This is a genomic window from Algoriphagus sp. NBT04N3, assembly GCF_019443765.1.
Classification (GTDB): Bacteria; Bacteroidota; Bacteroidia; order Cytophagales; family Cyclobacteriaceae; genus Algoriphagus; species Algoriphagus ornithinivorans.
In genome coordinates this window covers 2,403,245-2,419,944 of the sequence record NZ_CP048415.1, presented here as the reverse complement: position 1 = coordinate 2,419,944, position 16,700 = coordinate 2,403,245, and the positions used below count along the sequence as shown (strand labels likewise).

Below are 16,700 nucleotides of genomic sequence, written 5' to 3'. Positions count from 1 at the left end.
ATCCTATCAAATCAAGTCAGAGGTTCGACTACGCTCGGATCGGAGGAGAATCCTCCCTTAATCCTAACATTTTCGCAGTGTTTTCTATATTTTAATTCAATACCTTTTCCATGGCTTCAAGTGCTTTATATCTTATTGAAGGAATACCAAGAAGTTTATCGAAACAGTCTAATGCCGTCTTTTGCTCTTCGCGGTATTTAAAAGGCTCAAGCCTTAGTCTGGAATAAATTGCTAATACCAGGACCAATGGTTCATCACCAAAATAAGCCTTTTTACTCATATCAACTTGTTCCGGAATATTCATTTTTACAAGTAAATCCAAACATTCTTTTGGATATAAAGATGAACACTCTGTCAAAAACTCCAACAGGTATCTTGGATCGTTACTGAATTGATCGGTAGCAATATATTTTTCCATGAAGCTGTAAAGCTCTCCAAAGTTTTCAATTTTAAACACCCTTAGCACTAGCCCAGAAAATTCGTGAGAAAGATCGAATTCGCTATGTGACAAACATCTTTCCAAAACTTGCACTGATCGCTGATCAACTATATCATCCTTAATCAAAAAACTTTCTGCTACCTCGATGGCACATTCTATCGCTTTCTGGCCCAGCCCCATAAAACGGTCATACATTTTGAAATCATTAATATGATCAAAGAGCCAGCTGTTTACAAAAAAGTAGCATTTATCATATAATTCTTCGTGCAATAGCATTTCTTCAAAATAGAAACCCATTCTATCATGGAACTTATTGTTAAAATACTGTGCAGGATTGATGGAACATTCTAATACCCGTGAATCTTTTTGGGCGATAAGCTTCTTGAAAATTACGAAGGAACGTTCGATATCAAAGTGGTTCAAGTAGGCAAGATGAAACATTACACCTGCCAGAATTGTAGTTGATGGATTATTTTGGGGATCAATAGCGAATTCAATCGTAGAGAGCACGTCCTCCTTGTAGTTTGGATAATCGAACAGGTAAAACAAGTTATAAATCGCTGATCCTCTTGGTGTATTGATAAAATCTGAAATCGGATGATTAGGGTTTAGCAAATCATCGCGATATCCTTCTGATTTGGCAATTCCAATCAAGAAATCCTTGATATCTTCAGTAACCTGCTTCGTGTCGATTAGGTATTTAATATGCCAAGTAACATAAAGAGTAAATTCTCTGTTTAAGGATAGCTTTATTTCCCTTCTAACAAGGTTGGCGACCTCTTTAGGGTCATATTTTGCCTTGATCAATGCAGATATACCATGAGAGATGTAACGATAAGATATACCCTTTTCATTAAACAGCTGCCCAATAAAATTACAGAAATGTTCGGGACGCCTTTCCACCACGCTTTCAAAAGATCTAGAATGCTCAAGTAAACCTCCTTTGAAAAAATCAGCAGATTTAAAATCCTCATCAATTTTCCGCATACTTTTTAACCAGGCATCGTAACTGAATTTGTTAAAATTCGCATTCGATAATGGGGAACCTACACCCCCAAACCTACTATTGCCACTATCCAGAGCTCTGTTATGATCGATTCGTCCAAAACGTCTTTCCAATACAATATATATTAGCTTTAACTCACGATCTTTTTCCAGAACTATTTCGGGAAGTGCTTTTAAAAACAAGTACTTTTTTCGGCCGATGGTGAGGCTAAATTTCTTCTTTCCATTTTCTTCATATTTCCATATCTCATAGGGATGGGTGATATTTAGTAGTAGTTTTTTAACCCTTTGGTATTGCCTTAGATCAAAAAGAGATATGGCTTTAGCAATCATTCTGCGAATGTTTAGCTGAAAAAAATCATCTTTCCCCATCAGACCATTCTTGGCTTCGATGATCAATAGTAGTTGGTAGATTTCCTCAATAAATTCACTACTCCTATCCCGCATCAATTTTGTTAAAAGAGTGAGCAAAGCAACATAGTTCGTCGAGGAATGTTTTTGGATAAGTTCTTTAAGTACTTTTCTTTCGCACGTGCTGTAATATTTAAGCAGGTAAAAATCTATTGATTTTTCATCTTCGCTGTCTTTATATAATAATCCGTTATCAAGCTGATAGGAGCCTAGCAGTTCGGAGGTAATTCCTAAATATTCAAAATAATAGGCGTGTTTGGTTTCTTCCAGAATTTCTAATTGAACAGAGAGCAAAAATTCAGCGGTCTTTTGAGGGTTTTGTTGATACAAATTATCAATAATTCTATCAAAGCGATGGTCGAATCTAAAATGTTTAGTACGGCTTTTTGTCTTCAATATTACTGGCTTGAGCTTTCCAAATACATATTCCAGATTAAAAGGAGCTATTTTTTTTAAAGTCTCAAAATACCAAAGTTCTGTATTCTCATCGTATAGAAAGTAGTTATCAAAATAGGGTAAAAGTTTGGCATCCCAGTTTTTGACACTCGGTATAATGTCTGCTATAAACTTATTTTTTTCTCCAAAATTGCCATTTTCTAAATGATCCAAAACAAGCTTTGCATTATGGTTGATGTTTCGGTAAAGAATTCTGAACACATCATTTTGATTACCATAAAGCAGATGATTTGAAATAAAAAACTCGATCCAACCTTTTGAATTGAATAAGTCAAGAAACAATTTCCCATATTCATTCGCTAGCATATCACATACCAGCTCTTTCTCCTTCTGCGATGGATTTTCTACAAGTCCAAGTTCAAGTATAAATAAATATTTGATATGATACCTGATCTGGTCGTGATCAATTATATTTTTATAGAGCTCTATATATTTTTTATGATCGGCCTCCCTAAGGTACTCAATAACGGTCTTGATCAAAGACCTGATATACAGGTTCTGTCCTTCCTCAAAAATATAGTCGATCAGATTTCTGTCGGAGATTACGAACCATCGAGCCAGATAATACTCATAAAATGATTGATGAAAGAAAGAAAGTTTACTTTCGTTCTGTACCAGGATTTCATGGGATACTAGATAACTTATTTCTGGTTTGAATTCTTCTAGATATTTCAGCTCAATTAGATTTGGATGCTGTTCATACATCCTTTTCACAATTGCATTTAGGCATTCGGTGAGCAATAGTTCTCTCGGGATCATCACTTGACTCCATAATTCGGAATAGAGTTTAGTCAATGAGATCCTTGACTGTTTCTGCAACAGTTGCTCTAAATTTGGAATTTTGGTGAAAAGTTCAAGATTATAAGGTATCGTAAGCAGTTCGATCAGAAGTTTATTTTTTGTTTCGAGTTTAAGTAGCTTTAAAATGTCTGTTACTTCCGTCTCAGACAACTTTCCAACCTCAATCTGCTTGATAACATGTGTGTCATTGAATTTTCTCAGATCGGCATCGTAATCAAGATCGAAACTCCGGGTCGAGATTATAATTCTTGCATTTGGCAGCTTGAGCAGTTCCTGAATAAGCTTTATATATGTCTTTAGCCATCTCCTGTCCGATGATAAGGTTTGGGACAGTGCGTCTAATTGGTCAAGTACAACTACAAATTTTTCACCTTTGTCCCGAAGTGTGTTAAAAAGTTCATTGAATGATGCTAAATCGGTAAACAGCTGTTTAGCAAGGCCGTCCAAATTTACATCATAAAACTGGTCACACTTGATAGCAAGGACATTATATTCGTTTTCATTTGCCAATTGATAATAGACATCATGCAGAATTGTTGTTTTACCAACCCCTTTTTTACCTTTTACGACAAGCATCTTTTCTAAAATCTCCTTGCCAGGCAAATCCCTCTTTACCCATGTTACAATTTCCTGAATTGCTGGCCTCTCTACATGTGCTAGCTTATTCTTCGAAAAGTAATTTTTGAGGTTCCTAACATAGTTCGAAGCAGATAAAATTTCTTGATTCAGGTCAAACTTTTTGCCGACTACAGCACTGTGAATATCTCTTACTGCGTTTTTTATTTCTATTTCAAAGGCTTCATCATACAGGCCGAAGGTTTTTAATTCATCGATAAGATCGGCTCCATCCATAAGTTTGATGCAATCATTTGGTAATCCAAAGGTGTTTATCTGCCTATGCTTCCAACTTGCCCACCATTTGTGCTCTTGGATACTTAACTTTCCGGGCAAGCAAAGTATCCAATTGCTGACCTTAAAATCACTTGAACCTATAGCAGTCTTAAAGGATTTCCTTACCTGAGCCTTTTGTGACTCCTCGATACCGTTGACAAAAAACTTGCATTGGATGACCTTTATTGGTTGGTTTTGAATATCTCCAATAAATACATCGACTCCACCGTCACCGATATCAACCCGAACCGATTTCACGCATTCCCCCTTAAATTTATGTTTGAATAGCGTAGTACAGATGTCTTCAAATTTGCTTCGGGCACCAGCTATGGTGTATCTATTGACAAGGGATACCCATTCTTCGATCATATATGTTTATAATTGGTCAATTCCCATAAATGGATTGGTAAGAACCTTTTAAATAGACCTGCAACTACAGATGGTGAGTGAGGTTTATTCAAAAATAACCAATTCAGAAAATAAAGCGAAAAAATGATTTCAACACTGTTTTTTTAAAAATCCCGCCCATTGCACTAATAGAAAGACTATGGACAGATATCCAAAACCCTCAACTCAAATCAACACCTTCACACTCCCGTCAAAAAAAATCTCCCTTCGCCCTCACTTTTTTCAATTTTACCCCAAAAAATACCCACTACCCGGTATTTTTTCTTCTCCAAAATTCCCTTTCTTAGCAAAACGAAGGGTTTGATAATCTGGCAAATCGATTGTGGGATAAACCCCTTTGGATTTCTAGTCTTAAATTCTCCACTGAATGATCGCCTTCTCTTCAAGGAAGCCTGTTCTGCAGGATTGAGGGGAAGGGAGGGATGAGGTAGAAGCAAGGAAGCTTTTGATAATCAGTGAGAGCAAACTGGAGAAGTGCCATGGGATTACCTATATTGGATTCTCCATTTCATGATCGCCCTCTTTTTAAGGAGAGGGGTGGGGTGAGGTAAATCAAAGGAGGCTCCAACCGCTCCCGAAAAACATCGACAGGAAGTAGTTATTGCTGGAAGCATGCGGGCTAGGAGAAAAGGGTAAATTGCATTCCGATGGCTATCAGGATGGAAAGGATAGCAGGGTAAGACAAGGCGTTGAAAAATCTTTTCGAATATGATTTTAGCCTTGGGCCGGGATGCAGGGCGGCCAAATCCCACCCTATCAAATCAATGATTTTACGGTGTTCTACCTGTTAATTAGTTAGTTAATTGAATTTGTTTATAAATATTTTATAGCAAGTATTCCAGGTTTTTGGGATGTTGTTCCTCATGATCCAATCCCCGTTGAGTCCACGTGGAAAAAGTTCGTCAAAAGTGCGAACGGTAAAGTAGTATCGGATATCCTTCCTTCTGCACCAAATTTCAATAACGCAGATTTTATTTTCCCGGATGCCAAAGTGGTTTGTGAACTTAAAGAAATTCAAACTGAGTTTTTGGACACAGACAAAGCCTATGTAGGTCTAGAAAAGCTTCACGAGAGGCTTTTTACCGAAAATCCAAAATGAAAGCCGAAATTATTAGGAGGAACAGAAGATTACCCACCTTGGTTTATCGAAGATTTTTTTCGTCTAGCTCGCCCTTCGATCGCTCGAATTATTAAAAAAGCAAATGTTCAAATTCGTGAAACTAAAAATCACTTTTCTATAACTGAATCTACTGGGGTTTTGATTTTTGTAAATGACGGATTCACTGGACTTCCAGTAGATATTGTTGCAGCACTTTGCGGAGATATTTTAACTCAATCTTATAGTTCAATAGATTATTTTCTTTACCTAACAGTCAATAGATATGTCGAAATCGTAGATTCTAATAAACCAAAATTACTTTGGGTGCCTTCATATAGCTCTAGAGCCAATGATTCCTTGGTTGATTTCATTGATGATTTGGGAAGAAAATGGTTTGATTTTCTAGAAAAAGAAATCGGTCCTTTTAATTCACGTACTGAAACAGGTGCTCGAGATGTTCTAATAAATTCGAAAGCAATTATACTTCCGAAGGAAGAAAAAAAATAAAGTAACAGAATACAAAGTATCCAGCTTGACAAAGTCTTAAGGAAAGATATGACAATAATTGAAAATAATTTTTGACTTCTGATGTCAAAACTCTGTATCTGCATCATTTTTGAGAGTAAGGTTATTTTTTAGAGTAGTTTGGGAGGTATAAAATTCTATTTTTGCCTATTAACTGAGTGTAAATGATGGAAAAAATGTTTCGTAAATTCCTAAATAATTTGGGTTTCTCTCAAGATGAAATTCATAAGGGGTTGAAAAACAGTCAGTTTGAGTATTCGATCCATCAAGACAAACTTTCGGTAAAATATGTCATTGTATCAGGTGAGTCTGATATTTACGATTCTCATAAACGTCTATGGAATAAGAATCTGGATCCTGTGTTCGTCGCAGTTTCTGAGAAAAAAACCTATTTAATCAACGCAAAGGAAAAGCCTGATAAAGAAAAGCCTCTTAAGAAATCCATATGCATAGAAAGTTTCGATTATGGACTCAATTCAAAAGGATACGAGAATATAGATGATCTTGTATTTTCGAAATCAGCTATCGATGCGGCTTATTTTTTTGAATATGTATGTAAACACCGGAGGAAGAATAATAGAACTGTTGACAAGGATCTTCTTTTAAACTTACTGGAATTAAAAAGTGATTTGGTCAAAAATGGAAATGATCAAATCATACATTTACTGATTCTTAGGTGCTTATTTATTAAGTATTTGGAGGATAGAGGGATTTTCAATGAAAATTATTTGTTGGATGTTCTGGAAAGTAGAGATCCGCAACAACTAATCGCTGCTTTTGAAAAAGTGGCGAGGATTAATGGGGATATTTTCAAATACGATGCAGAGTTTGATGGTTCACAAATTGAAACTGTTTACCTACATAAACTTTCTTTATTTTTTAAGACTGATTATAAGTCTGGACAATTTTCGCTTTTCCCTTATCAGTTTGATAATATTCCTATACAGCTAATAAGCCATGTTTACGAAGCATTTTTGAAAAGTAGTACCAAGAAAGGGGACGGTATATATTACACCCCTGATTTTCTGGTAGATTTTATGCTTTCGCAATCATTTGACGAAAAGCTCAAAAATAACCCAAAATCGACTATTTTGGATCCTGCGGTAGGGTCGGGCGCATTTCTCGTCCAGGCCTTTCAGATGATTCAAAAATCTTATGGTCGCGGGTTGGACTATGAAGAAAAAAAGAGAATACTTCAGACACAGCTTTTTGGTATCGATATAGATCGGAATGCCTTACAAATTGCAGCATTTAGCCTTTACTTAGCTCTTCTTGAAGAGGAGTCTTCCGATTTTATCAGAGAGAAAATTGAGCAGGAGAATCCAATTCTTCCAAGCTTAATTGGAGAGACTTTGATTGCTGGAAATACTATATTGGAAGACCTGTTTACGGATAAAGTTTTTGATTGCATCGCCTCTAATCCGCCTTGGGGTTCTGTCCCCATCGGATCCTCTGATCCAAAAGTTAACCAAGTATATCTTCAGGAAAGAGCGGCAATTGATAATAAATCTGGTGAATACCCAGAATATAGTTATGTGGCGGATTATGAAAGATCTCAGGCATTTATCACGAGGGTATCAAAGTGGGGGGGGCTTAATACTGTATATGTCATGGTAGTTAAGAACTCTATTTTCTTAAATGACAAGACACTAGATTTCCGAAAGGACATATTAGAGAAATATCAGATTAAGACCTTTTACGAGCTTTCCCATTACAATGAAATTCTGTTCAAAAAATCAGTAATTGGGAATGTCCAAGGGCAGCAGGTCGAGGTGGGTGCAAGCGAACCCTGCGTTGTTCTTATTTTCAGGAATAAAACTACAGAGGATAATACACTACGATATATTTCACCAAAGCTTACGGAATTCGCAAGACATTTTGAATTGATACATTATACAAGCTCTGATCTTTTTGAACTGAAGCAGGCTGAATTTATTGAGTATGATTCGCTTTGGAAGGTTCTAGTCAATTCGGATTTAGAGGCACATGATTTAATCGTAAATAAGCTTCTAAAACAAAAAAAATTAAAGGTTGATGCAAGAAGAGGATTACAACCCAAAGGGGAAATGAAGCCTAAAGGTGCTCCCATTTGGAAACAAATTATTACACCACAAGATTTTGTACAATATCAAATCATAAGTGACTTAGAATTATTTAATTGGAACCAGGACCTTCATAGGGCTAGAGAAGAGTCTGTATTTAGGGGGGAGAGAATCGTGTTTCCAATTGGTCCAACTAAGCAAGATGGATACCTACTGCGAGGTCTTTTCTTAAAAGAAGAAGTCCTCTTCAAGGACAATATGATTTCCATAAAACTTAGTGATTGTAATGATAATATTGGGAATTACTCACCTCAACTTGGAGTATTTAATTCACAACTAATAGGATTTATTATTTATCAACTATCTGTTCAATGGGGAAAAGGTAAAACTTGGGTAAATCTGAGAAATGAAGATATTGAGAATTTGCCATTTAAAGTAATAGGAGATACTAAAGTTGCAGATGAAATGACGCAGCTTGTGCACAGAATACAGAATAAAAAAACCAAAGGAAGTGATTTTGAAAGTGAAATTCTTCATCTCAATGAATTGGTTTTTGACCTATACGGTTTATTAGAATATGAAAAGGAAATCATTCGGGAGTTTTACGAAGTCCGCGTCAATAGAGCAGGCAAGAATGATCTTACAGTCTTACCATCTGATATCAATGCATATTGGATAGCTTTTAAAGATGCTTACTCACTATTATTGTCAAAAAATAAAACCATCAATGCAAGCTACCATATTTCTAAAAACCTAGGGGTGGTCATCTGCATTTCTATTACTGATAAAGAGAATGAGACTGAACTTCTGAAAAACCCTCAACTATCCATTGTGAATTTTGTAAAAGGCCAACAATTGGCTATTACCGATTCCATTAGAATTCTGTTTGAAGAAAAGGTTAAAATTTACGATAAAGAACAAGGCAAGTTTTATATCATTAAAAGTAATCAATTCAAAGACTGGACGATAAGACAGGCTATGAAAGATGCCAAAGAGGAAATTGAGGCGTTCATTAATTATTTGCCAGCCTAAGAGTTCTAGCCAAGCTGAGTTTATCGCTAACAATCTTTCCAATCTAGGATACACCTCTAAACAGGAAATAATTGAAAAACTATATTTATTCTCTCTCATTGGGGCATATGATCGAATCGATAAGACGATTAGTACAGAGAATGATATTAGGGATAGGTTTTGCGATGACCTTTTTAATAATGAAAAATCCCCTTTAAGAAAATGGCTTCAAATTAAAGTTATTTACCTTAACTGGGAAAATTGGAGCTTTGCCGGCGATGGAACTAAAGTACGTTCTGACTTCTCGTTTAAATTTTCAGGAATGGAATTTATTGTTGAGTGCAAAAGATTGAAGAGCGCAGATAACGCATATATTAATGACGGGCTGAACCGCTTTATTACTTTACAATATGCAGAAGGGGATGAAATAGCTGGAATGATTGGATTTGTTATCTCAGGAGATCAAGCCACTATTAGCATTGCTTTACAAAGTAAGATTCAGGCCTTAGCTCATACCCTCTCGATCAATCCTTCAACTTCAACTTCATTTTTCAACTCCTTCCACCAAAGATCTGATACTTCGATTATAGGGCTGTATCATATGTTTTTTGATTTTAAAGTCCATTAAAAAAAGTAGGTATGAGTGAGAACAGAGATATGACGTTAAGACAAGTTTTACTTCAAAATTTTTCTATTGCAGAAACGGAAATGTATTTAGGATATCTCCTTAATCATGAGGAAATAGAATTTATTAAAATGACAGCCACAGAAGTATTAAAAAATATGCCTCAAACAGCGTTCAATTGTACGAAAATATCTGCTATTTGGGCAGCCATTATTCAAGATAACTCTACTATACCTGTGGCCGTTATTTGTGGTGATTTACAATTTATGGATAGAAAAGTTTTCGTTTGTAATGGCCCCCTTCCTGATCCAGAATTGGGTAACTTTGAAGACTTGATGTGGAATGGACATTGTTGGCTAGAATTTGGAGGCTTAATTGCAGATGCTTCATTTTTTCGAACAATTTATTTTGGTGATGTTCCAACCCAATTAAGAGCCAAAGTAATTGAAAAATTTGGAGAAGGGCGCGGTTCATTAATTGGGAATTCTCATCTTTTGAAAATGTATGACCTTACTTATTCACCTAAGTATTGTTTGAATAATCGTCAAGTTGATGCGATAATTAATGGAATAGAGAGATAAATAATTTACGTTTTATCTTTTCCAACAACCCTCTTCCCCTCCTCACTAATCACACACCTCTACTCTAGACTTTTTCGTACGCTAAGATTTATTGACCATTAATTAATCCTCCAGGGTTTAAATTTTGAAAAAAAATATTTCGGCGTATTAAATAAATACTATAGGGGGTTCTCAGGTATAAAATCCTTCGGAGAACATTGGAGTTCTTTTGCCAGTGTATTGAGATGATTGAGGTTATATTTACTTGCGCTATTTGGACTCTCTATTTGACCAATAAATCCTTCTGTTACTCCAAGTATAGCTGCTATATCCCTTTGTCCAAGTTCCCGATATTCTCGGAATTCTTTAACTTTTTGAATAACAGCTAATTCGAATTTTGATTTTTTTGCCATCAGTTCTTGCAAATACCAAAATCTCTTGTACTTTTACGCTTAGTTATTGCTAAGCAAATTTCTGTGTTATAACAGTTTTTTGTTTATTCGTGATTCTTTACTTGGAGTAATATCCATATGAGCATCGCACTTGACGTCTCGATACCGAAACCTAGGAAATTTCGAAGAACACGGGATAGTAAGTGGATTGCTCACGCCATTGGCGTGGGCTCTTCTTATCCGTGTTCGAGGTCTATCCTAGGTACCTGGTATCGGTAGGTTGAGTTCCACGCCTCCTTTTTTGGCATGGTCTCAACTTGGACATAGTTATAACCCAAGTATCATGGAACAGACCTTGATTTTTTCTGGATTGACTTATTTCCCGGGAAGGAATTTTCGGAAGAGATCTTTGTCTCAGCCTTTTGTTTCTTGGTTCATGAAATTATTCATTCAGGGAATCAGCCCATTGGATCGGCTCTTTCCCCGTAAACCCAAACAGCCTATTTAATCCTATTTTTTCTCCCTGATTGCGCCCAAAAGGACTTTGTATTCTCCGGCGGGCCTATCCACACGAATCGGGGAGTGACGATACTGTCGACTGTCGACTGCCGACCGTCGACTGAAAGATAAGCCTTCCGCTGCAGAGGATTTTCGCTTATCACATTTAATCAATTTCTAATCAAGACCGACCAGTCCTAAAGACATATGGGAGTTGGAATGGGAGAGCTATATCCTATAAAGAATTTGTTGGTTACCATCAACTTGCTGTTTAGGCATTTCAGCTTTCAGAATTCTAATTTCTGATTTTCCCTTCCGTCTCCGTGCTTCCGTCTCCGGTCTTCGGTCTTCCAACTCTTTTGAGCATGAAAAAAAATCTATACACATGCTTCCTGGTCCCGATAGCTATCGGGATGCTATGCCTTGTCGGGAGGTACCTAGTGGCATCGGATAAAGTTGCCGATTCACCCGGTGCAGATTTTCCTCATAGGTCTGTGCCCTATCGGGGCGGGGATTCCCGCTCCGAATTTACCCAACCAGATATAGTTGGTTTAGTTGAACGCGACCCTGATTCGGGTGCAGGGGAGGAGGGAGTGATCCTCCAGCCCGCCCCGCTCAGGGTTTTTTCAGCTCATCAGAATCAAAAAGCATCCCCGAAAAAAGCCAGGGCGCTAAGCCCAGAACCCAATTTCCTTCCATTTGATTTCTTGCCAGGTGCATCCTCTCTGGAACTGGACGGAGGACCGCTACCCTTACAAATAGATGGGCAAAAGGATACTTCCTCGCCTGATGCAGTCATCTGGGGGAGGCTCACCGAGTATGGTAGCAGGGATCAAATTCGACTCCAGATTTATCCGGAGTACTTTTTTGATTCTCCAAAAGCGCCCGGTGCCAACCTCCTTTTTCTCCCTCTGAAACTGGGCAACTTGATGGAAGGAGCCTATCCCAAATCCCGCTCTTTTCAGTACAATTTATCCACGGACAATCAGCCCCAATGGATCTCTTTATCCTTGGGTGAATCGGTTCCTTTTATCCACCGCTTCCGAATAGATCCCGGAGATACCGTCCAGGTTTTTCTTAACCTGGAATCCAATTCCCTGGTTTTTGCAGGTCCTTCTGCACTGAAATTTCGACTGCAACAGGAATTAAACAGGCTGGAGGAAGAATTTCAGGTAAGGACTCCACCGATACTTTGGACCGAAAATCCCGATCTGGTCTTGGCCGACTCTACCTACGCCGCCCAATACCGGGAGGCTCAATCCACTGCGGGTCCCTTATTGACGTTTCAGGCACGAAACCGGCAAGTTCTGGATGAATTGGCCAGCCGAAATTTGTATCAATCCGATGAATTGATAGCCCAATCCTGGAAACTCATTGACTCCTATAAGGATCAGCTCCCAATAGGGCTTTTGGATTTCTTTAAAATGGAGGTGGAACTCCGGGAATGGAAAAAACACCTACTCAGCATCAACAGCCATCTATTGTATGCCAATCGTGAAAAAGACAGCACGGAATTCCAGGCAGCGGTAGTTCGATTGGCCCAGAATCAGCTCCAAAAATTACAGCCTGTCTTGGAGAAGCCCATGAGCCCCCATTCGGCCGAAATGATGGATCTATTGGAGGTGCAATCCAGAATCAAAGCAGGTGTCGCCCAACAAAGTAGGTATCTCCATGATCCGATTGAGGATCCCTATTGGAACAGCAAATTACTCGTCCGATTATTTTACCAGAGTTACGAACAAATCCCCAATGCCACCCAATACCTGAGCGAACAGCTTGGAATGCTGGAGGACTCAGCATACAAAGACTGGCTGGAAGTCCTACTCGAATTAAAGGGGACAGGTAAAAAGGTCTCCGGTTTTGAGTTTTTTGACAAAAACGGCACCATCAAAACCCTGGAGGAAATCGCAGAAGGGGATCTGATTCTGCTTGAATTTTGGATTACCGGATGCAAGGCCTGTTTGGCTTTTAATGAAAATACACTCACCGCTGTCAAGGAAGAATTTGGAATGGATTCCCGAATTCAGGTAATCACTGTTTCGGCAGATTTTACCGAGGCGCTTTGGTTATCCAGTCTGGAATCAGGCAAATACACCCAGGAAGAGTTTACCAATCTCTATACCGGATCTCTCAACCGAAAACACCCCTTCCTCCTCCAATACGGAATAAGTTCTTTTCCCAACCGGATTTTACTGGATGGAAAGGGGAGAATCATTCAGGCCTCCCAAGTTCCTTTTTTGGCTGAAGAGCTGATTCCACTGTTGAAAAAACATCTCAATAATTCCCCATCCAAACCCCAATCCATCTTATGAAAAAGTTTCTATTTACTTGGCTGGTCGGAGCATTTTTGATCCTGCAAGGACCGGCATTCGCACAGGAAATAATTCGGGGAACCGTCCTCGACCAATCCACCATGGAACCCCTCCCTGGGGCTACAGTTCGAGTGGAAGGAGCGCAAAACCTGGAAATTACCGATGAAAATGGGCAATTTTCCCTTACCCTTTCCGAAGGTAACTACCAGTTGACCGTTAGTTTTATCGGTTTTGGAACGCAAACCGTCGACTTATCTATTCCACTTAAAGAAGAAATCCGGATTGTCCTTGTACCTAGTGATATGGAGCTTCAGGGGGTGGAGGTAGTCGCTACCGGCTATCAAGAATTGCCCAAGGAGCGGGTGACGGGCTCCTTTGTTTCAGTCGATGAAGAATTATTAAACCGTAGTGTAAGCCCGGATATCCTTTCCCGCCTTGAAAATGTGACTTCAGGCCTATTGATCAATCCCAGAGCAGGAGTGGAGGACAGAATTTCCATCAGGGGCAAGAGTACCTTTTTTGCCAATTCTCAGCCCTTGATCGTAGTGGACAATTTTCCTTATGATGGACCCTTGGAAAATATCAATCCAAATGATGTGGAGCAGGTGACCGTGCTTCGGGATGCCGCTGCGGCCTCCATCTGGGGAGCTCGTGCGGGGAATGGAGTAATCGTCATAACCACCAAAAATGGGCGATATAATCAGCCGCTAAAGGTTTCATTCAATGCCAATACCCGGCTTTTCGAAAAGCCGGATGCCTTCTATGCCCAAAACATGAGTCCGGCGGACTTTCTGGAAGTAGAAGAGCTGCTCTATTCCCGAAATTTTTACAACAGCGCTCTCAATTCCCGAAATCAGGATGCCATTACTCCGGGGGTTGAGTTGTTTCATGCCCTGAAAAACGGAGAAATCACACAGGAGGAAGCAGATCGCCAATTGGCGTTTCTTCGTGCTCAGGATCTGAGGCAGGATATCAATCGTTATATCTATCAGCCTCAGCTGGACCAACAGTATGCTTTGCAAGTATCCGGAGGGGACCAAAGACAACGCTACGGGATTTCCCTGGGCTACGACCAAAGCCGGGAAAACATTCAGGGGAACGACAGGCATAGAATCACTTTTAAGGGAAACCAAGAATTTAAATTTTGGAAAGAGCGGTTGACCTTTTCCAATCAGATTGCTTTGATCAGAAATAAAGCGACAACCCGTAATCAAGGGCTGAATGGGTTGATTTTTACGGGATTGACCGAAACTTATCCCTATGCTCGATTGGCAGATGCGCAGGGGAATCCCCTCCCCGTAGTCAGAAACTTCAGGCAGCGCTTTGTTCAGGAAGCAGCGCAACAGGGATTGTTAAATTGGGAATATTTCCCTTTAAAAGATATCGGAGAGTCAGTCAATTCCACGACTTCCAATGAATTTCGCTGGACCAGTGCACTGATTTTTCAGCCCCTAAAAAGCCTGAGTGTGGAGCTCAGCTACCAATATTGGGCAAATAATCAGCTTGGCGAGAACTTCAACAGCCCGGAGAGCTATTTTTCCAGAAATCTCATCAATACCTATACCCAAATCCGGGAAGACGGTTCCTTGGTTTACCCGGTTCCTTTAGGTGCAATTTTAAACCGAAACTCCAATGAAGGGGAAAGCCATCAGTTTCGAAGTTTGATCCGATATTCCCTGAAGACCGGTAATCACCAACTCAATGTTCTAGGGGGATTCGAAGCAAAGGACTATCAGTTGAATTCCTATTCGACCAGGTATTACGGATACAGTCCCCAATTAGCCAGCACGATTCCGGTGGATTACCTTAATCCCTATCCTTTTTTCTATAATCCATCCCTTTCACAGGTGATTCCCTTTGGTTCTGGATTGGGAGATCTGACAGACCGTTTTCTTTCCTATTATGGAAATGCCGGATATACATTCGACAATAAAGTTGATTTGACTGCCAGTTTCAGAAAGGATCAGTCAAACCTTTTTGGGGTAAGGGCCAATCAACGCGGAGTTCCTCTCTATTCCCTGGGCCTGGGCTGGACGATCAGCGAAATGGATTTCTTCAAGTGGGACCAGCTTCCTTTCTTAAAAATCAGATCATCCTATGGGTACAACGGGAATATTGACAAAACATTAACTGGTGAGACTACAGCCTTGTTTTTGACCAGTTCTTTCTTCGGGTTTAATCCGGGGCTTCCTTATGCACGGATACTCAATCCACCATATCCCGACTTAAGTTGGGAAAGAATAGAAATTGTAAATCTTGGATTGGACTTTGAAAGCAAAAATGCAAGACTTTCTGGTTCTGTAGAATACTACATCAAAAATGGGGTGGATTTAATTGCAGACACACAGCTTCCCCCGTCCAGTGGTTTGGAATCATTTCGGGGAAATTCAGCCAATACTAGGGGTACTGGCTGGGATATTATTTTGAATTCTGTCAATGTACAACGAAGCTTGACCTGGTCTTCCCAGCTACTTTTCAGTACCAATCGGGAAACAGTTACCCGGTATCTTTTGGAAGAGCCTATTTCAAGTGTGCTATCCAATGGCGGGGTCGGTTTTGGAAGGGTCTATCCGGTAGAGGGTTATCCCTTATACGCGATGTTTAGCTACCCTTGGGCGGGGCTTAATCCGGATAACGGAAACCCACAGGGATTTTTAGACGGCAGTCCATCCGAGGATTTTACGGCTATAATCCGGGAATCCGGAATCAATGATTTAGTATTTCATGGTTCTGCCCGGCCTACAGTTTTTGGGGCATTGAGAAATACCTTTGCCTGGAAAGGCTTGTCACTCTCTTTCAATATCTCCTATAAACTGGGCTATTACTACAGGAGAAATTCTGTGCTTTACAATTCCCTACTTCGTGGAAATCCCGGACATGCTGATTATGCTCTTCGTTGGCAAAATCCTGGAGATGAACAGATAACAAACGTTCCATCTATTCCCGGCAACCCCAACCTGAATAGAGATAATCTATACCGGTTTTCCGAGGTTTTGGTGGAAAAAGGGGACCATATCCGATTCCAGGATATCAATGTGACCTATCGCTTTGCTGATTTTCCGGGTGGAAAAAAGCGCATGCTCTCCAATCTGGAAATCTATTCCTATATCAACAACCTAGGTATCCTTTGGAAAGCATCCGATGATCCTTTGGATCCCGAATTTAGGAACCTCAATCCCATGCGCTCCTTTTCCTTGGGCCTTCGGGGAACATTTTAAGCCATTA

The 16,700-nt window shown here is 39.5% G+C and carries 8 protein-coding genes; 6 read left to right on the top strand and 2 right to left on the bottom strand.

Going from position 1 to position 16,700, the window contains the following annotated elements; translation table 11 throughout:
- Positions 1–91 precede the first annotated feature (91 nt).
- Positions 92–4,372 (bottom strand): NACHT domain-containing protein, encoded by a 4,281-nt coding sequence (locus tag GYM62_RS10465; protein ID WP_219956366.1) that lies wholly within the window; start codon positions 4,370–4,372, stop codon positions 92–94.
- A gap of 1,297 nt (positions 4,373–5,669) precedes the next feature.
- Between GYM62_RS10465 and GYM62_RS10460 the strand changes: the two genes are divergently transcribed.
- The 4 genes from GYM62_RS10460 (at position 5,670) to GYM62_RS10445 (ending at position 10,294) form a co-directional block, all read left to right on the top strand.
- On the top strand, positions 5,670–6,017 hold the full coding sequence (locus GYM62_RS10460; protein ID WP_219956365.1) for a hypothetical protein: 348 nt from the start codon (positions 5,670–5,672) through the stop codon (positions 6,015–6,017).
- Positions 6,018–6,211: 194 nt separating this feature from the next.
- On the top strand, positions 6,212–9,109 hold the full coding sequence (locus GYM62_RS10455) for a class I SAM-dependent DNA methyltransferase (RefSeq protein ID WP_219956364.1): 2,898 nt from the start codon (positions 6,212–6,214) through the stop codon (positions 9,107–9,109).
- A complete protein-coding gene (locus tag GYM62_RS10450; RefSeq protein ID WP_219956363.1) occupies positions 9,063–9,716 on the top strand; it encodes a hypothetical protein in 654 nt (217 codons plus the stop codon). The genes GYM62_RS10455 and GYM62_RS10450 overlap by 47 nt, the downstream gene beginning before the upstream one ends.
- Positions 9,717–9,727: 11 nt before the next feature.
- Positions 9,728–10,294, top strand: a complete 567-nt coding sequence (locus GYM62_RS10445; protein WP_219956362.1) for a hypothetical protein — start codon at positions 9,728–9,730, stop codon at positions 10,292–10,294.
- Between the two features lie 158 nt (positions 10,295–10,452).
- Here the strand turns inward: GYM62_RS10445 and GYM62_RS10440 are convergent, their stop codons facing one another.
- Entirely contained in the window at positions 10,453–10,686 is a 234-nt protein-coding gene (locus GYM62_RS10440) for a helix-turn-helix domain-containing protein (RefSeq protein ID WP_219956361.1), read from the bottom strand.
- Between the two features lie 842 nt (positions 10,687–11,528).
- On the opposite strand from GYM62_RS10440, the gene GYM62_RS10435 reads away from it, so the two are divergent.
- On the top strand, positions 11,529–13,475 hold the full coding sequence (locus GYM62_RS10435) for a thioredoxin family protein (protein ID WP_219956360.1): 1,947 nt from the start codon (positions 11,529–11,531) through the stop codon (positions 13,473–13,475).
- A complete protein-coding gene (locus GYM62_RS10430) occupies positions 13,472–16,693 on the top strand; it encodes a SusC/RagA family TonB-linked outer membrane protein (RefSeq protein WP_219956359.1) in 3,222 nt (1,073 codons plus the stop codon). The genes GYM62_RS10435 and GYM62_RS10430 overlap by 4 nt, the downstream gene beginning before the upstream one ends.
- Positions 16,694–16,700 lie beyond the last annotated feature (7 nt).